Origin of the sequence: Candidatus Nitrosopumilus sp. (assembly GCF_965263415.1) — an archaeon.
In the GTDB taxonomy this organism is placed as follows: domain Archaea; phylum Thermoproteota; class Nitrososphaeria; order Nitrososphaerales; family Nitrosopumilaceae; genus Nitrosopumilus.
Genome location: NZ_OZ253671.1, coordinates 190,514 through 208,131 on the forward strand (window position 1 = coordinate 190,514; position 17,618 = coordinate 208,131).

Here is a 17,618-nt window from a genome sequence, read left to right on the forward strand (position 1 = left end):
TTATCTCCTATCCTCGTTAATTTGATTTGTATAAAAAACTACCATATTCTTCGTCTCCCTGATTGGTATAATGCAAATGCCATTGCACCAAACATTATAGCTAAAAATCCTATCATTGGCAAAGTTGCACTCTTTGGAAGTTCCAACAGTGCACTTCCCCAAGCATACAAGAAAATTGCCATTACATCAAAAACAACAAACATGAGAATGTACGGATAATATTGCATCATAAAATGCGTTCGACCTTCCCCAGATGGAACTTGACCACATTCCATCGGCAAGAATTTTACAGGATTACTACGTTTTCTGGGAGAAACCATTCGTGAAATAATCAATGCAGGTGCCATTGCTGCTATACCAAAGGCAAACATCAATACCACAGTACTGTAATTGCCCGCTAATTCCCCGACCAATTTAGCTTTTCACCCTGATTTTTGTATAAAAAGGTATGTTTCAGATTTTGGGGCTTGGATCGAAAAAAAATATTTTTTCTAAACTACTTTATAGAACATTAGCAAAATGCGATCATGTCATTGAATGTTGGAGATACCGCTCCAGATTTTGAGCTTCCAGATACAGAACTAAAATTGAGGACTTTGGACGAATTCAAAGGAAAAAAGATCGTTCTTACATTCATTGTGGCAGCAAGTTCTCCTGTTTGTGAGACAGAATTATGTACACTTAGAGATTCTTGGCAAGAAATTGCAGACACAGGTGCACAAATAGTTGCAATTAGTAACGATGGACCATTTGCAAACAAAGCATTTGCAGAAAAACACAACTTCAATTTTCCATTGTTAGGAGATTACAACAGTAAAACAATTAGCGACTATGACATTTTGATGAAAGACTTGCTTCACATCAAAGACTACAACGCAGCAAAACGTTCTGTATTTGTAATCATGGAAGACGGAAAGATTGGTTACAAGTGGGTTTCAGAAGATCCATTAAAGGAACCAAATTATGAAGAGATTAAAAATTTCCTCAAGTAGGAAAATTTCTTTTTTATTCTAAATCTGTAATAACGTCGCCCTTTGCGACAGTTGCGCCTTCCTTAATTTTGAGATTTTTAACGGCACCATCTTTGTGAGCTTTTACTGCAACTTGCATCTTCATTGATTCTAAAGTACACACAACATCACCTTTCTTGACCGAATCACCTTCAACAACTGCAATTGATACAACTTTACCAGGGATTTGGCTTTTGAGTGCTAATTGAGCACCACCTGCACCACCGCCACCAGAATTTTTGAAAACAATTTCATCAAAGTGTGTATTCATGTTTAGTGTAACTGGAACATTATCAATTACAAGATTCATTTCACTAGTTCCAGTCTCAAGATATTTTGCTTTATGGTATTGTTGATCTAAAATGAATTCTATTCCTTTTGCATCCATGGAAAGAATTCTTAATTGATGTTCTTTATCATTTATTTTAATTACATAATCATTGTTACCCAAATTTTCAACAATTTTTCCTTCAAATGATTTTTCAACATCAGATACCTTATAGTCCATTAATCATCAATCCAATTTATTTTTCCAAGTTGCACTACTTGTGTTGTTGTTTTGAACTCTGTTCTTAAAGTATTCAGAATGAATGATAGCAGCAGCTAAAGCTGCTTCGCTCTTGTCTTCTTTTTCTTTCTTAAGATCTTCACTTAATTTATCAATCATATCATAACGTTTCAAAAAGTCAGTTGACAGTTCTCCTTTTTTGTATTCTTCAGAATTTAGAATTGTTTTATAGAGTGGAATTGACGTTTCTACACCTTGAACATACATATCATTTAATGCAGTAAGCATTCTTGTTCTAGATTCTTCAAATGTAGGTCCCCAAGTACAGAGTTTTGCCATTAATGAATCATAGAATGGAGAGACTGTACATCCAGAGTAAAGATAAGTGTCACATCTAACATTTGGTCCTGCAGGAATTGTTACATCTGGAACAGGTCCAGTTGAAGGTGCAAAGTCCAAAAAGGTATCTTCAGCATTAATTCTACATTCAATAGCATAACCATTCATCTTCAGATCTTTTTGTTTGAATGGAAGTGGTTCTCCATTTGCAATATCAATTTGTAACTTAACAAAGTCTAATCCTGAAACCATTTCACTGATAGGATGTTCGACTTGAAGTCTTGCGTTAATCTCTATAAAGTAAAATTCACCATTATCTGCTCTTAGAAATTCTGCGGTACCAAGATTGGTGTAATCAACAGCTTCTGCTGCTTTAACAACTAATTCACCAATTTCTTCTCTTTTTGCTTCATCTACAACAGGGGATGGAGTTTGTTCAATTAATTTTTGATTTCTTCTTTGAATAGAACATTCTCTCTCAAAGAGATGTACTGCATTACCATGATGATCTCTACACATTTGATATTCAATATGTCTAGTTTTTTCTAGGAATTTTTCAACAATAATTGCAGATTTTCCAACTGCTGCAATAGATTCAGATGTTACGGTTTCAAAACCTTCACGTAATTCTTTATCAGTTGTAACTAATCTAATTCCACGACCTCCACCACCATACACAGATTTCAAAAGTACAGGATAACCAATTTCGTTTGCAATTTTTTCTGCTTCATCAGCATCAGCTACTAGTCCCGGACTTCCAGGTACAGTTGGAACTTGAGCTTTTAGCATTGCAGCTTTACATTCCATTTTATCACCACATAGGTTCATGGAATCAGCAGATGGACCGATGAAGGTAATTTTGTTTTTTTCACACAATCTTGCGAAGTCATCATTTTCAGAAAGAAAACCATAACCTGGATGAACAGCGTTTGCACCAGAAGCCAACATGACTTCAAGGATTTTTTCTTGATTAAGATATGATTTTGCAGGAGCTGCTTCCCCAATATGATAAGATTCATCAGCTTTCTTTACATGTAAAGAATTGTAATCTTCATCAGAATATACTGCAACAGTTTTGATGCCTAATGCATTACATGTTCTAATTACTCTAAGAGCAATTTCTCCTCTGTTTGCGATAAGTACTTTCTCAATCATTTTAATCACAAATTGATATTTCCATGTTTTCTAGGAAGTTGTTTGTCTCTTTTGTTTGCAAGCATTTTAAGGGCTTTAATCAACATAGGTCTTGTTTCTGCAGGATCAATTACATTATCAACAGTTCCGTGAGATGCTGCAACATATGGATTTTCAAATTTCTCTGTAAATTCATCAATCAATTTCTTCTTAAGTTCTTCAGGGTTGTCTGCATCTGCCAAGTCTTTTCTGTTCATGATTTTTACAGCAGCTTCTCCACCTAATACAGCACAACGCGCAGTTGGCCATGCATAATTAATGTCAGTTCTAAGATTCTTACTTCCCATTGCAATGTATGCACCACCATATGCCTTTCCAATTACAAGTGTAATTCTTGGAACGGTTGCCTCACAATATGCATAGAGTAGTTTACTACCATGTCTAATGATACCGTTATGTTCTTGATTAGAACCTGGCATGTAACCTGGTGTGTCTACTAGTGTGATAATGGGGATGTTAAATGCATCACAGAATCTAATGAAACGAGCAGATTTGTTTGATGAATCAATGTCAAGTGCTCCTGCCAAATGCATTGGATTGTTTGCAATAATTCCAACTACTTGACCATCCATTCTTCCATAGCCTACAACAATATTTGGTGCAAACAATTCATGAACTTCAAAGAATTCATGATTGTCCACAATAGAGTTGATAATTTCTTTCATATCATAAGGTTGTAATGGGTTTTCGGGGATAACGTTAATGAGATTATGATCTAATCTGTTTGGATCATCATCAGTTTTTATTTTTGGAGGTTCTTCGGAATTATTTTGTGGAAGAAATGAGATTAATTTTTTGATGTAATCCATACATTCGTATTCATTTTGTGCAACAAAGTGTGCAACTCCACTTTTTGAGCCATGCGTCATAGCTCCACCAAGATCATCCATTGAAATTTCTTCACCTAAAACGGTCTTTACAACATCAGGACCAGTAACAAACATTGATCCTGCCTTTTCTACCATTACAACAAAGTCTGTCATAGCTGGTGAATACACTGAACCACCAGCAGAAGGACCAATACTTGCTGTAATTTGAGGAACAACTCCTGAAGCTAATTGATTATGATAAAAAATATCTGCAAATCCATCAAGACTCATTATTCCTTCTTGAATTCTTGCACCACCAGAATCCATAATTCCGATAACTGGACATCCAGTTCTAACTGCATGATCCATTAGTTTAGTAATTTTTTTGGCTCCCATTTGACTTAGAGTTCCACCAAGAACTGTAAAATCATAAGCAAATACGAAGATTTGTCTACCATTAACATTTCCATATCCGCCAACTACACCATCAGTAAAGAACTTCTTTTTCTGCATATCATATTCATGATAATGATGAGTTACCATTGGATCAATTTCGGTAAAGCTGCCTTCATCTAACAAAAGATCGATTCTCTCTCGTGCAGTTAATTTGCCTTTATCATGCTGGGCTTTGATCCTATCTTGACCACCACCTTGTTGAGAAGTTTTGTGTTTGTTACTATAATTTTCCAGTTTTTCTGAATGCATGATAGTAATCTAGTCCAAAACGATTTCCTATATTAATTTAGTTTGAAGAAATTTCTATCAAATTTTTTTAGAAAATACCATGTAGAATATTGAGAATTTTAGAAAATTATGAGTTAATAATTGGAAATTTTTTGTTAGTGGCTTTTTGGTAGGAGGCAAAGGTATCATTTTTCTCACTACAGTTTTTACATATACAAAATTGAGAGACGTTTGCAATATCACAGATTTCCTGGAATTCACATTGTTCACACCCAGCGTGACCACCACAAACTAAACACTGTAGTTCATGAACTTCAGCACATTTTTCATGTTTTACACCAAGTCCTTTTGCCCAGAGACCAATTTCATTGATCTCTATTTTTTCATTGCATACAATACAAGTTCCAGGGAACTTCATAGGTATTTTTCTCCAACTCATTGCATTAGTTCAATCTCCTTTTCAATAATATCACCAAAGGCTTCTTCTAGTTCCAACTCCAATGTTTTGTTTTTAATACAAAATAAAACAAAAGGTAATCCAAAGGTAACAAATGCACTAGATGACAAATGTAATTTTTTTGCCATAACAGAAGAAAGTGATTTTATTTTTGCACCATCCCAACGAATTCTATTAAGTAAAGGCCATGAAAGATTGTATTGAGCATATCTAACTCTATCATCATTTTGATAAAGTTTGATCAAAATATCATTAAGATATCTTAACAATCGCCAATTTTGTGTTCTAACAATTTTTCCATAATGCATATCAGCTTCAGAAATTATTTCTAAATACTTTGCAGAGGTATCAGCATCCAGATTACTTGTAACAATACTAGAATAAAATGCATTAATTTTTTCTCTAGGATCAATTTGCATAGAATACAAAACACTTCGAGCTTCTTCAACAGATTTTGATTTGAAAAATGCATTAATTCCATCTTCAACATCAATATTTTCAAATTTTGTTTCTGTTTGCGGATTAAATCCGGTAACCATTGATTGTGTTAAATTGATCATTGAACGAATATCACCTCGAGATTTGTCAATTACTTTGATTAATGACCCAGGACTAAGTTTTGCACTTTCTTTTTTCAAAATATTTTCCAAATAAACTCGAAGAAGACGTGGTGGGATTTTTTTGAAAGAAATTATTTTTACAACTTTTTTTATATTTTTCATTTTATCAGAAGAGTCATCATTGGCAGCAAGAATTATTGGGACGGTTGGTTCTTTTAGTATATCAACAAGTGCTGCAACACCACCATAGTCTCCACGACCATGAATACCATCTACTTCATCAACAAATATCATAGGAGTTCCAAGAACGCTTACATTTCCTAAAACAGGAGTAAGAATCTCATTAATTCTTGATTTACTTCTAACGTCACTTGCATTAAGCCCAATCATATCATAACCGAATTGTTTGGCTACAAGAAATGCCATAGTAGTTTTTCCTATTCCAGGAGGGCCAACCAAAAGTAGAGGTTTTGTGCCTTTTTTCCATTTTGCAAACCATTCCATGATTACAGAACGAGATTCTTCATTTCCAACCATGTCAGAAATATTCTGAGGTCGGTATTTTTCAGACCACATCAATTTTATCACTTTCTTGGAAGATTTTTGTTCAAATCTGACCAGATGTTTTCTTCTTGTAATTTCTTATACCAGAATTGATTATAATGTTCAACAGTAAGGAATAGGAATTCTAAAAATTTGGTATGTGAAAAATTATCAGGTAACTGTTCTAGAGCATCTCTTGCTTCTTTCAAATAAGATTCGCTATGATTCATTGTTTCTTCAAATCCACGTTTTGCATCATTCATTTTTAATGAATAAAATAGTGGCCAAGAAGGAATTTTTGCAGCTCTATCCCTAATACTATCTTCAATTTCATTTCCACATCCTACAGATTCAGCAGCTTTTGCCATTCCAGTGTAAAAAATATCAGCTAAAGGTGCACGGTTTAGAGCCATGTTTCTACCGGCAGTTCCCATAACAGAACGATATTTTTTGTAACTTTCAATTAATTCTTCTTCAGTAATTTCTGTAGGTTTATCTTTTAATTTTGTATCAAGGTATTGCCCAATTCTTGCTTGCTTAAAACCCTCTTCAAATTCTTTGAGTACATCTTCACCACCTTTTGAAATTTTTTCTCGAGCAAGTTTCAAAATATATGGATTCATTAATTTGTAATCATCTAAGTATTCCAAGTCTTCATCTTTATCTACAATTCTATCCATCGGTTCACTAAGATCAATTGCAATAATGTGACCATCAACAATATCTTCCCTCATTGTAGTGTTTTTATCATCTTTGAAATAATCTGTTGATGCATCAAACAGACCATTAAAAACAGGAAATGTCATTTTGACAAAATTAGAATTTAAAATTCTAAGTACCCTATCATGTAAGGTGTCAAAATCTTGTAGTTTAGATTTTATAGGCTCAATTTCAGATGCGTTCAAAATAATTTCAGTAGAACCTACTTCTTCAGCGAATTGTTGTTGTGTGGTGTTTGGGGATTGATCAGCATTAATTTGTTCAAAGAGATTTTTTGCAAATCTTTGAGCAAATGTGGGGAACGTGTCTTCAGCCTCTTGCTTATATTGATTAAATAATTTGAATCCCTTGGATTTGAATAAACCCTGTTTGATAATTTGCTTTCCAGGTTTTGTTCCCATTAAAGCACTTTTACTAAAAATTGATTCGTCTTTTCCACTCACATTCAAAATTCAATGTGTTGTTATTTATGCTTTCAAAACAAAAATTTTCTTCACTTAAATTACGAGTCAAAAAAATATTGTTTGTGGAAGTTATCGAAATTCTTCGTGAAGTTTCAAACAAGATTTATGAAAATGTAAAAGATCTTGCAGGAACAGAACATGCTGCAGGGGATTTTGGAAGAGGAGCAGGAGGAGATATTTCAAGAAACATAGACATTATTGCTGAAAAAACGGTTTTAGATTTTTTAAAAGAAATTAATTTTCCATGCGTAGTTTTAGGTGAAGAATGTGGTAGAGTTGAATTATCAAAAGAGCCAAAAGGTTTTGTGATTATGGATGCAATTGATGGTTCTGCAAATGCAGTAAGAGGAGTTCCTTTCTTTTGTAGTTCATTAGCTTTTGCAACAGAAAATAAACTTAGTTCCATTACAGATGGGGTTATCACAAATCTCCATAATGGTGAAATGTATTGGGCATCAAAAGACAAAGGTTCCTATTTTAATCAAGAACAAATGAAAGTTCACAACAAGGACCCAATTTACAAAATTGTAGGAATTAACACATCAGGTGCATCAACAGAACTAATGAAAAAGCTTCATCCAATTTTTGAAAACCATAACCATACAAGACATTTTGGTGCTAACGCACTCGAAATGGCATTATTTGCAAGAGGATTAATGGACATTTTCATTGATTTACGAGATAAAATTAGAATTCAAGATATTGCAGCAGGTTATTTGATTGTCAAAGAAGCTGGAGGATTATTACTGGATGCAAATTTGAATCCACTAGATGCGGATCTAAGCTATGACACAAGAGTTTCTTTTATTGCAGCTGCAAATCAGAAAATTCTTGATGAAATAATGTCACAGATCAATGAATAAAGTTTCAAATTTTCGTTAAGAAATTAATTTTTTCATCAGATATAACAGAAATATATTTATCCAAAGTAGCGAAAAAACTTGTGGTATGGTTAGTGAGACAAAGGCCAAGGTCATTTACAGAGAATTATTAAAAGAAGATCTTGTAATTATCAGACTACTTCCAGAAGGAGGAATGCCAGAATATCAAACAGGTCAATTTTTGACAATCGGTGTTCCAATACCAGCAGAAAAAAAAATTGTTAGAAGAGCATATTCAATTGCATCACATGCAGAAAACAGAGATTATTTTGAATTTGTAATTAGATGGGTAAGAAAACCACTTCCAGGTAGAGTGACTACAGAATTATTCTATGCAAGTGTTGGTGATGAAGTTTGGTTAGGGGATCCTAGTGGAACTGCATTACAAATTAGTGACACGCTTCCAAATGGACAAGAAGATAAAAGAAGAGTGATTTGTGTTGGTGGGGGTACAGGTATTGCACCATTTGTTGCATTTGCAAAACATTTCCATGATGTAAATGATAAAAGAGAAGTGGTTGTATTACATGGCGCCAGTTATGTTGATGAATTAAGCTACAAACGCCTCTTTACAGATTTAGAGTTGGAAAGTGAAAGACGAGGAAGAGACAAATGGAACTTTAGATATAGAGCAGCTATTAGTAGACCAAAAGAATTTTTCAATAGATCATGGAATGGTCATGTAGGTAGGGTTGAATCATTTTTTGCACCTGATAAAAAAACAGGCATGTCACCTGTGGAAGAAATGGTAGGTGAAAAAATTACTCCTGAAAACACAATCATCTACATTTGTGGTTATCAAGGAACAATTGATGGAGTAATTGACTCTCTAGGCCCACAAGGCTTTGTTACAGAACATGAAAAGAAACCAGACGGAAGTTTTGGTATCAAATTTGAATCCTACGGATAAATAAAAAGTATTCAAGTTTCATTTTTAGGATCTGTTATCCCCCATGTAATTACTACCTGTGGATTTTTATAGTGAGACTTTTTTTTCAAAAGTATGACAGAACTGAAGTGTAGAGATTATGGTTTTGAATGTGACTTCGTAGCTAATGGAGAGACAGAAGAAGTTATTGTAGACTTTAGAAATCACACTGAAGAAGAACATGGAATTGATTACTCTAAAGAAGCTATTATGCAGTTTCTATTAAGAAAACAAGGTCTTTAAGAAAATTAATTTTCTAATTTTTGCATTCTAATTGACAATACAGGTAATTCTTTGTCTATAATTTTTTCAACTGCAGGAACAATACCTTTTCTAGCTTTTACACTTTCATCATAGATTTCTGCAATTTGATCTCTAAACAATAATTTTATTCCTGGAAGAGATGTGATATCCTCATTCACAGCTCTTGGTTCGGAAATATCCATGATAAGAGTACCTTTCTTCTTTTCTTCCATAACTAATCTAATTCTTTCATGAGTGATAATGAAATAATCAGCAGTAGTTGCAACAAATACAATATCATACTTGTCTAAACCTGCCAATGCAGTTTCAAAGTCTACAGGAGTTCCACCCACTACTGTTGAAAAACCAGTAGCTCTATCAATAGTTCTACTTGCAACATCATATGGAACTTCTTTCTTTTTGAGAGTCTTTGCAATTTGTGCTGCAGATTCACCAGTTCCCATCAACAATACTTTCTTTTTAGCATCTAAACCAGCTTTTTCATCAACTAATTTCACTGCAATATCACCAAGAGAAATGACATCTTTTTCAATTCCAGTAGCATCTCTCATTTTTGTGGCTAATCTAATAACACCATCAAATAATTTATTCAGAATCTTACCCGAAGTTCCTGCTTGTTTTGCTTTTTCAAGAGATTGAGTAATTTCATCATACACTTCCCGTTTGCCTACAACAAAAGAATCAAGTCCTGCAGCTAAACGTAACAAATGAAGATAGACATCATTGCCTTTGTAAACTTCAATTGTTTGATCAAAATGATCAATATCGATTTGCTCTAATGAAGATAATGACACCCAAGTATCTTTAACTTGGTTTAATACAAGACCTTTTGCTTCCTCTCTTCTTGCATCAGGGGAATCTTCATCTTCAACATTACTTACTGTAAAGATTTCAACTCTACTTGCTGTTTGAATAATAATACATTCATCAACACCAGGAATCTTTTTAAATTCTTCACATGCAGCAGGTACATCCTTGAATTCAAATTTGGATAAAGAATGAATTGGTACATTTTTGAAAGTCACTCGTGCATTCATTACATCAAAACTAACGTTACCCAAATCATCTCATCCTCATTTAGCTGCTATTTTGTCTCGTCCACCATGAGCTGTTCTAAACACGTTCATACCAATAAAATAATTTTCGTGTAATGATTCTAAATAAGTAATTTCATCTTCTGTGTCTTTAATTTCTTTTTCAGTTGAATCAGGATTATTCTTTAATGTTTCAAGTTTTAATTTTGCAACTTCTAAAATTTCACCAATACCCCTTTCATAATTTGATTTTCCTTCAAATTCTGGACTAAGTACATTTTCAGGATTATATGCAGGGGTTTGATCTTGGGGAGTTTCTGCTTTTAATGTAAGTGATTCTTGTTGTTCTGCAGTAAGAATTGGTCGTGGGAAACGATCCTCTTTTTCTAACCAAAATTCAGGTTCACCCATTTCACGTCTAAAAATTTCCTCACCTTGTCGCTTAAAGGTATAGTCTGGTGCTTTTGCAGCATCTGCTTTTACTTCAGCTGCAATTGCTTTGTATTCTTCTTCTGCTGCAGCTTCAGCTTCAGCTTTTGCAGCTTCTGCTTTTGCAATGGCTTCTTTTACAGCATTTTCAGCTTCTTCTGCGGCTTTTGCAGCAGCTTCAGCTTTTGCAATTGCATCAGATGCTTGTTTTGCTTCTTCAACTGCTTTTGCAGCTTCTGCTTTTGCAGCGTCTTCAGCAGATGGTTTCTCTGATGCAGGATCTTCAGTAGGTTTTGCTTCTTCAGATTCTTTTTTCTCTTCAGACAACAAAATAATCACAAATTTGCCTGAATTTTAATATTCTTGTGACAAAGACTGGAAATTATTAGTTTTAGAACGATAAATTACGAAAAAACAATTTTGATCGGTTTTCAAATGAATAAATGAAAATAATGGCGCCCTCGGCGGGATTTGAACACGCGTCTCAGCCGTGACAGGGCCGAATTCTAGACCGGGCTATACTACAAGGGCACAAGTTCAATGAGTCAGATTGCCAGATTAAAAGTTTCTGTCACAACAATAAATTTTGTAAAAGACTAAATTATACACGTAAAGCATTTTTCGTGAGGGTCTATGGCGCAGCCAGGTAGCGCACCGGACTTTTAATCCGGTTGTCAAGGGTCCGAATCCCTTTAGACCCGCTACTTTTCTTTTTTCATTAAATTATTTCATCGATTTGTTTTTTCAAATCTTCAATACAAGAATTAATTTTGTTTTCTCTATGAGTAAGATCAGTTCTAAAATCATTAATTTTTTTGAGTCTATCAGAAATCATTCGTTTTTGTTCATCATATCCTGAAGAACCATAAGATTTTCTCTCCTTTAGAGAAGATACCACAGTTGTAGAAGAGATGATTTTAGAAACTAGTTTAGGATCAACTTTTGTGCCATCTACAGATTTTTTGAGGTCAGATGGAGTTAATTTTGAAAGTGGTTTTTTTGAAATGTGTGCTAGTTGAACTAATGAACCAGCAATTTTATGAGTTACACGAAATGGAATTCCTTCTTGAACTAATTTTTCTGCAATATCTAAAGCAATCAGATTGCTAGATTCGGTTACTTTTTTCATTTGTTTTTCATTTACTTTCAAAGTAAGAAGCATTGATTTTAAAATTAAAAGAGTATTGATTGAAATTTTTGATGTTGACCAAATTGAAGATTTTATCTGTTGTAAATCACGTCCATAACCAGATGCTAATCCTTTGATAGTAGATAAAATTGCAGTAAGATTTCCAATCACTTCAGCTGTTTTTCCACGAGTCAATTCCAAAATATCAGGATTTTTCTTTTGTGGCATTACACTTGATGGAGATGTAAATTCATCAGACAATTCAATAAAAGAAAATTCAGATGTTGACCAAATTACAAAGTCTTCAGCAATTTTACTTAGATTAGTCATTAAAATTGAGATCATTGAGACATATTCTGCTACAAAGTCACGTGTACTAGTTGCATCAAGTGAGTTTTCAACTAGATCATCAAATCCTAACATCTTTGCAGTACTATGTCTATCAATTGGAATACTTGTGCCACCAACAGGTCCGGCACCTAATGGGCTTTGATTTATTCTTTCAAAAGTTCCATAGAGTCTTTGAAAATCTCTTGACAAAACATCAGCATGCGCAAGAAGATAATGAGAGAATAAACCAGCTTGAGCTTGTTGAAGATGTGTATAAAGTGGCATGATTGTTTTTTGGTGGTTTTTAGCCACGGAAACTAGTGCTTCAATAGTATCAAGGAGACAATTGCAGATAATGTTGATGTCATCTCTAATTTTCATTCGGATATCTAAAACAACTTGATCATTTCTTGAACGTGCAGTATGCATTTTTCCACCACTGGCCATCCCAGCTCGTTTGATTACTAGTGTCTCAATTAATTCATGAATATCTTCTGCACCAGATGATGAATCAAATGTTTCATCTTTCAAACTCTCCAAAGAAGAAAGGATCTTTTTTGCATCAGTTTTTGTTATGATGTTTTGTTGATATAACATCAAAACATGAGCTTGACTTCCAAGAATATCATAGAAAGCAATAGCAGAATCATCATCAATAGATGAAACATAATCTAAAGTAACATCACTCAAATCATTTCCAAGACGTGAACGATACATTACCTAAGGTTCTAGAATGGTTATATATAGCATCGACGCTTTTGCCCACATGAGTCAAGATATCAAACAGCTTAGAGTAAAACTCTTCGATGAGTTATCAAAGATTGTAGATCCAGAAATTAACACATCAATTGTAGAATTAGAATTAATTGATGAGGTTGATATCAATGATAGTAATGTCAAAGTTGATTTGCATTTAACAAGTCCATTCTGTCCAGCAGTGTTTGGTTTTAAAATTTGTCAAGATATACATGACAACCTTTTGAAAGTGGATGGAGTTGAAGATGTTAAAGTAAATGTCTCAAATCACTTTATGGCAGAGCAGATCAACAATCAAGTTAACAATAGTCCTAATCCAAAAAAACTTGGTTAACTTCTAAAACCTAGCATATATCCTCTAAGAAGTTGGATTCCCATTGCAGGGTCAACGCCTTTTGGACATACCTGACTACAAGAGCCAGCAAAGTGACATCTCCAAATTCCATGAGAGTCATCAATAATTTTTAGTCTAGAATCTTTTCCTTTATCTCTGCTATCAGCCACATAACGATAGGCTTGAGCAAGAGCTTGTGGGCCAACAAATGAAGAATCAGTAGCCATGGTAGGACATGCTGAATTACACAAACCACATTTGATACAGTTTGCAAATTGTATGTATTGTTCTAGTTCTTCTGGAGATTGTAAAAATTCTTTTGTATCAGATTCTAATTCAGTGTCATCTCTATCTAAGTAAGGTTTGATTTTGTGGTGAGTGTCAAATAATCGTTCAAACTTTACAGCTAAATCACGAATGATTGGGAAGTTATTCATTGGTTCTACAGTTACAACATTTGAATCAAGTTCACTAATTTTTGTAAAACATGCAAGTCTCGGTTTTCCATTAATTATCATTCCACATGAACCACATGTTGCTTGTCTGCACGAATAACGTACTGCAACTGAATGATCAAAATGTTTCTTTACATCAAGAATTGCTTCAAGTACAGTAGTCCATTTTTCATATGGAACAGTAAATTCCATGAATTGTCTTTCATTGTCTTTTTCAGGATTGTATCTTGCAATTCTAAGAGTGATTGATTGGGAAGATTGGTCATCTGCAATACTGGAAACTTGTGCCATCTCTACACCATCCCCATGTTAGTCATAATAATTGTTCGTGAACCATATGCAATTAATCCAAACATTGCTGCAAGACAACCATAAGATACTGCTTTTTCATACATACGTCCTTGTTTAAGTTCCAATAAGATTACACGTAATCCATTAAATCCATGAATCGAAAGTAAAACTAAGATCAATTCCAACATTATTGCATATGGAATGAACTTGTAATTTGCAAGAACAGTTTCATATTCTAAAGAGTCAGCAAAATTCATAGTCATACGCATCAATATGTGAACGGCCACCAGAGCAACTGCTGCCAAAGCAGTTCCATAGTGGATTTTCATAATTGTGCTTTCTCTCATTTTACTCACCAAACATTACGGCCAATCCGTACATCATAGCAATTGCAGCAAGAATTATTGCAGAATAGATTCCTATCTTGTGTCTGTAATTTTGAGATGCTGGGTCATATGGATAATCAGGTCTTGCAGGTTTTCCAACACCAACTCCACCATGTCCTAACATTACTCTAATTCCATTAACAGTATGGAATACACACATTGCAATTACAATTGCCAAAACAATGTGTCCTTCAGTAGTTTGAGTTAATTCTAAAAACTCATTCCATCCTACGCGTCCTCGTAAAATATTACTAGTTTCATAAATGTGACCGATAAAATATGCTAATAATCCTAAACCACTTAATCTCATTAACCAATAAGCTACCCTTTCAATTCCATAACGGCTAGGATTAGCCATTCCTTTGAAACCTTCTTTGTGTTCGTCTTGAGTCATCTAATATTTTCTCTCCACAGGCTGATACTTAGTGATTGTCACTGGATGTGTTTTCATTATTGGTTCATTTGGATCATAATAGGCTAATGTGTGATGCAAAAAGTTTGCATCATCTCTTTTAGTATAATCAGTTCTTGCATGAGCACCACGAGATTCTTTTCTGTTAATTGCACCAATCAACACAATTTCAGCTACTCGGAACATAGAATCAAGTTCCATAACATTTGAAAAGTTGGTATTGTACTCTTTTGCTTTATCATCAACGTGTTTCCAAGTTTGTGCTTTTAGTTCACGAATTCTTTTAAGACCGGCAACAAGATCAGTTTCATTTCTGTAAACATATGCTTTATCATTCATGACATCAGTTAACTCTTGTCTAATTTCATAGGGATTTGCATCACCATTTCCTCTAAATATTCCATCATAGATTCTCTTCTCTTCTGCTGCAACCAAGTGATGTGGCCATTGATCTGCAGTTGTATTTTTCATAGCATATTCAGCTGCAAGTTCACCTGTAATTTTACCCCAAACAATACATTCGGAAGTAGAGTTTGCGCCTAATCTATTTGAGCCATGAACACTGTTACATGCAGCCTCACCTGCAGCCCAAACACCCTGGATCTCTGTTGCTCCATCAATATCAGTATGAAGCCCACCCATCATATAATGACAAACAGGTCTAATGTCAAGTAATTCTTTAGCAGGATCAATTCCTGAAAATTTGATAGAAATCTCTCTAATTCCACCTAACTTCTCTTTGATCTTTTCATCGCCAAGATGTCTCAAATCAAGTTTCATACAAGCAACTCCTGTTTCATGTTTGAAACCTCGACCTTCTTGAATTTCTGTCATAATAGAACGAGAAACAATATCACGTGGAGCTAACTCCATTTTTCCAGCTGCATAAGTTTTCATGAATCTTTCACCTTTATTGTTTAGAAGATAACCACCTTCTCCTCTTGCACCTTCAGTGATCAGAATACCAGATGGCAAAATACCAGTAGGATGGAATTGTACAAACTCCATATCTTTAAGTGCCATACCTGCACGTAATCCCATGTCCAAACCATCAGGTGTTGATGATAAAGCATAAGTTGAAAAACTGTATAATCTTCCAGCACCACCAGTTGCAATGATGAGAGCTTTTCCTTTGATTGTGTAAAATGTTCCAGAGCCTAATTCAATTGCAGTAAGACCCATGAATTTTTTACCATCATGAACAATGGATGTTGCAAACCATTCGTTAAGATATTCTATATTTTCATGTTTTTGACATGTGTCATACAATGTTTGCATTTCAAAGAAACCAACTTTGTCAGAGGCATAAGTTGCTCTTGGAAAACTATAACCACCAAAATTTCGTTGATCAATTCTTCCATCATCTTTTCTAGACCATGGCATACCCCAATGATCTAACTGATGAATTTCTTGGGGCATCTCAACACAAAGTCTTTCTGCAACATCTTGGTCTGCAAGAAAGTCACTACCTTTTACGGTATCATAAACATGAGATTCAATTGTGTCACCTGCATCTTCTTGAATAACTGCCGCAGTTCCACCTTCTGCTGAAACAGAGTGAGAACGCATTACTTGTAATTTTGAAACAATACCAATTTTCAGATTAGGTCCTTTTTTGGCAGCTGCAATTGCAGCCCTAAGACCAGCTAAGCCAGAACCACAAATTATCAAATCAAACTCAATTGAATCGACCATTTTAAGACAAACTTGCTTAGGGCGGGATAAATATGTAGTAATTGCTAGGCGTGATCCAAAATATTCATATATATCACTAGTGATATCACTAGTGATGATTTCTGAATGGTTTCAAAGAGTAGGGAGTTCAGTTCCAAGAGGATTTTCAAGATACTTCATTCTAGAATTATTGAAGAAAAAAGAGCAAACTGGAAAAGAGATTATCGATTATGCAGTTGAGCAAAGTAATGGAATTTGGAAACCATCACCAGGTCTGATCTATCCATTACTAGGAAGATTGTTAGACGAAGGATTAATTCAAGAAACAAAAGATGGAAAGTATCAACTAACAGAGAAAGGCGCTGAAACTGCACAAGACGTAGACAAAGTCAATGACATTGTAAAAAAACAATTAGATGTTCTTTTCAGATTAGGAAATGTTGGAAGATTTGTAGCAATGGATCTGCTAGAAAAAATATCTTCTATGGGAGCAATCTTGAGTTCAAATGTTGCAAATATGACTAGTGAAGAAACTGAAAAATACAGAAAATTTCTTCAAGAAGAACTAAAAAAAATTGATGTAAAAAATGTTGAAAAGAAAGGCAAAGAAATCAAAATCGACTAAATCGTAGAATTACGTAAATTACATAGATTGTATAATCTATAATGATAACGATCAACTATTTCAAAGAAACTATACAGTATAGTGGTAAAAGGAGAACCAAAAGCAGCATATGTCCTCATAAAATGTGAAATTGATCGACGTCCAGAAATTGTAAAAAAACTCATGCAAGTAGAAGGCATAGATGAAATCCAGAAAACATATGGAGAATATGATATCATAGTAAGAATTACAGGAGAATTTGAAAAAATCAAGTCAAATATTAGAAGTAAAATATGTCAACAAAGCCATGTTAGAGGTACAATTACACTATTCTACAAAGATACTATTGAACAACATGAAAGAGTAGAGCAGATAGTAAATGAGATAGTTGCTTAAAATCATAAATAATTCAGAAAAAAAGTA

General features: G+C 34.2%; 21 protein-coding genes and 2 tRNA genes. 8 read left to right on the forward strand and 15 right to left on the reverse strand.

Annotated features, from left to right (window positions below):
* Positions 1 to 38: 38 nt before the first annotated feature.
* Positions 39 to 371, reverse strand: coding sequence for an NADH-quinone oxidoreductase subunit A (locus ACQY22_RS01685; RefSeq protein WP_012214659.1), 333 nt, complete (start codon positions 369 to 371; stop codon positions 39 to 41).
* 156 nt (positions 372 to 527) lie between these two features.
* Here ACQY22_RS01685 and ACQY22_RS01690 point away from each other — a divergent pair, with 156 nt between their 5' ends.
* Entirely contained in the window at positions 528 to 992 is a 465-nt protein-coding gene (locus tag ACQY22_RS01690; protein WP_428324829.1) for a redoxin domain-containing protein, read from the forward strand.
* Between the two features lie 13 nt (positions 993 to 1,005).
* Here the strand turns inward: ACQY22_RS01690 and ACQY22_RS01695 are convergent, their stop codons facing one another.
* The 6 genes from ACQY22_RS01695 to ACQY22_RS01720 form a co-directional block, all read right to left on the reverse strand.
* The gene (locus ACQY22_RS01695) at positions 1,006 to 1,518 is read right to left on the reverse strand and encodes an acetyl-CoA carboxylase biotin carboxyl carrier protein subunit (protein ID WP_428324830.1); all 513 of its coding nucleotides are present in this window, start codon (positions 1,516 to 1,518) and stop codon (positions 1,006 to 1,008) included.
* Between the two features lie 6 nt (positions 1,519 to 1,524).
* Entirely contained in the window at positions 1,525 to 3,012 is a 1,488-nt protein-coding gene (locus tag ACQY22_RS01700) for an acetyl-CoA carboxylase biotin carboxylase subunit (protein ID WP_428324831.1), read from the reverse strand.
* A 5-nt stretch (positions 3,013 to 3,017) separates the two neighbouring features.
* Entirely contained in the window at positions 3,018 to 4,565 is a 1,548-nt protein-coding gene (locus ACQY22_RS01705) for an acyl-CoA carboxylase subunit beta (protein WP_428324832.1), read from the reverse strand.
* A 106-nt stretch (positions 4,566 to 4,671) separates the two neighbouring features.
* Positions 4,672 to 4,983 (reverse strand): hypothetical protein, encoded by a 312-nt coding sequence (locus ACQY22_RS01710; protein WP_428324833.1) that lies wholly within the window; start codon positions 4,981 to 4,983, stop codon positions 4,672 to 4,674.
* Positions 4,980 to 6,137, reverse strand: coding sequence for an AAA family ATPase (locus tag ACQY22_RS01715; protein WP_428324834.1), 1,158 nt, complete (start codon positions 6,135 to 6,137; stop codon positions 4,980 to 4,982). The genes ACQY22_RS01710 and ACQY22_RS01715 overlap by 4 nt, the downstream gene beginning before the upstream one ends.
* A gap of 8 nt (positions 6,138 to 6,145) precedes the next feature.
* Positions 6,146 to 7,267 carry a hypothetical protein gene (locus ACQY22_RS01720; protein WP_428324835.1) on the reverse strand — a complete coding sequence of 374 codons (1,122 nt, stop codon included), beginning with the start codon at positions 7,265 to 7,267 and terminating at the stop codon, positions 6,146 to 6,148.
* Positions 7,268 to 7,350: 83 nt separating this feature from the next.
* Here ACQY22_RS01720 and ACQY22_RS01725 point away from each other — a divergent pair, with 83 nt between their 5' ends.
* From ACQY22_RS01725 to ACQY22_RS01735, 3 genes are all read left to right on the forward strand, one after another.
* On the forward strand, positions 7,351 to 8,151 hold the full coding sequence (locus ACQY22_RS01725; RefSeq protein WP_428325505.1) for an inositol monophosphatase family protein: 801 nt from the start codon (positions 7,351 to 7,353) through the stop codon (positions 8,149 to 8,151).
* Between the two features lie 85 nt (positions 8,152 to 8,236).
* Complete coding sequence (locus tag ACQY22_RS01730) at positions 8,237 to 9,079, forward strand: FAD-binding oxidoreductase (protein WP_428324836.1); 843 nt, start codon at positions 8,237 to 8,239, stop codon at positions 9,077 to 9,079.
* A gap of 93 nt (positions 9,080 to 9,172) precedes the next feature.
* On the forward strand, positions 9,173 to 9,340 hold the full coding sequence (locus ACQY22_RS01735; RefSeq protein WP_428324837.1) for a DUF1059 domain-containing protein: 168 nt from the start codon (positions 9,173 to 9,175) through the stop codon (positions 9,338 to 9,340).
* Positions 9,341 to 9,345: 5 nt separating this feature from the next.
* On the opposite strand, the gene ACQY22_RS01740 is transcribed toward ACQY22_RS01735, so the two are convergent.
* From ACQY22_RS01740 to ACQY22_RS01750, 3 genes are all read right to left on the reverse strand, one after another.
* Entirely contained in the window at positions 9,346 to 10,422 is a 1,077-nt protein-coding gene (locus ACQY22_RS01740) for a glutamyl-tRNA reductase (RefSeq protein ID WP_428324838.1), read from the reverse strand.
* Positions 10,423 to 10,434: 12 nt separating this feature from the next.
* Positions 10,435 to 11,151 (reverse strand): hypothetical protein, encoded by a 717-nt coding sequence (locus ACQY22_RS01745; protein WP_428324839.1) that lies wholly within the window; start codon positions 11,149 to 11,151, stop codon positions 10,435 to 10,437.
* Positions 11,152 to 11,277: 126 nt separating this feature from the next.
* A tRNA-Asp gene (locus tag ACQY22_RS01750) sits at positions 11,278 to 11,355 on the reverse strand.
* 96 nt (positions 11,356 to 11,451) lie between these two features.
* On the opposite strand from ACQY22_RS01750, the gene ACQY22_RS01755 reads away from it, so the two are divergent.
* Positions 11,452 to 11,525: transfer RNA gene (locus tag ACQY22_RS01755), tRNA-Lys, on the forward strand.
* 17 nt (positions 11,526 to 11,542) lie between these two features.
* Here the strand turns inward: ACQY22_RS01755 and argH are convergent.
* The gene (gene argH / locus ACQY22_RS01760) at positions 11,543 to 13,000 is read right to left on the reverse strand and encodes an argininosuccinate lyase (protein WP_428324840.1); all 1,458 of its coding nucleotides are present in this window, start codon (positions 12,998 to 13,000) and stop codon (positions 11,543 to 11,545) included.
* Between the two features lie 49 nt (positions 13,001 to 13,049).
* Here argH and ACQY22_RS01765 point away from each other — a divergent pair, with 49 nt between their 5' ends.
* Positions 13,050 to 13,373, forward strand: coding sequence for an iron-sulfur cluster assembly protein (locus tag ACQY22_RS01765; RefSeq protein ID WP_048069465.1), 324 nt, complete (start codon positions 13,050 to 13,052; stop codon positions 13,371 to 13,373).
* Here the strand turns inward: ACQY22_RS01765 and ACQY22_RS01770 are convergent.
* Genes ACQY22_RS01770 through ACQY22_RS01785 form a run of 4 tightly spaced genes read right to left on the reverse strand, consistent with a single transcriptional unit; the run spans position 13,370 to position 16,612 of the window.
* Entirely contained in the window at positions 13,370 to 14,119 is a 750-nt protein-coding gene (locus ACQY22_RS01770; protein WP_428324841.1) for a succinate dehydrogenase/fumarate reductase iron-sulfur subunit, read from the reverse strand. The two genes, ACQY22_RS01765 and ACQY22_RS01770, sit on opposite strands and share 4 nt — an antisense overlap.
* Positions 14,120 to 14,121: 2 nt before the next feature.
* Positions 14,122 to 14,466 (reverse strand): succinate dehydrogenase, encoded by a 345-nt coding sequence (locus ACQY22_RS01775; protein ID WP_048083296.1) that lies wholly within the window; start codon positions 14,464 to 14,466, stop codon positions 14,122 to 14,124.
* A gap of 1 nt (position 14,467) precedes the next feature.
* On the reverse strand, positions 14,468 to 14,899 hold the full coding sequence (locus ACQY22_RS01780; protein WP_012214642.1) for a succinate dehydrogenase: 432 nt from the start codon (positions 14,897 to 14,899) through the stop codon (positions 14,468 to 14,470).
* Entirely contained in the window at positions 14,900 to 16,612 is a 1,713-nt protein-coding gene (locus ACQY22_RS01785) for a succinate dehydrogenase/fumarate reductase flavoprotein subunit (protein WP_428324842.1), read from the reverse strand.
* Between the two features lie 94 nt (positions 16,613 to 16,706).
* On the opposite strand from ACQY22_RS01785, the gene ACQY22_RS01790 reads away from it, so the two are divergent.
* Positions 16,707 to 17,216: a PadR family transcriptional regulator gene (locus ACQY22_RS01790; RefSeq protein ID WP_428324843.1), complete on the forward strand. Its 510-nt coding sequence runs from the start codon at positions 16,707 to 16,709 to the stop codon at positions 17,214 to 17,216.
* Between the two features lie 81 nt (positions 17,217 to 17,297).
* Positions 17,298 to 17,591, forward strand: coding sequence for a hypothetical protein (locus ACQY22_RS01795; protein ID WP_428324844.1), 294 nt, complete (start codon positions 17,298 to 17,300; stop codon positions 17,589 to 17,591).
* The last annotated feature ends 27 nt before the right edge of the window (positions 17,592 to 17,618 follow it).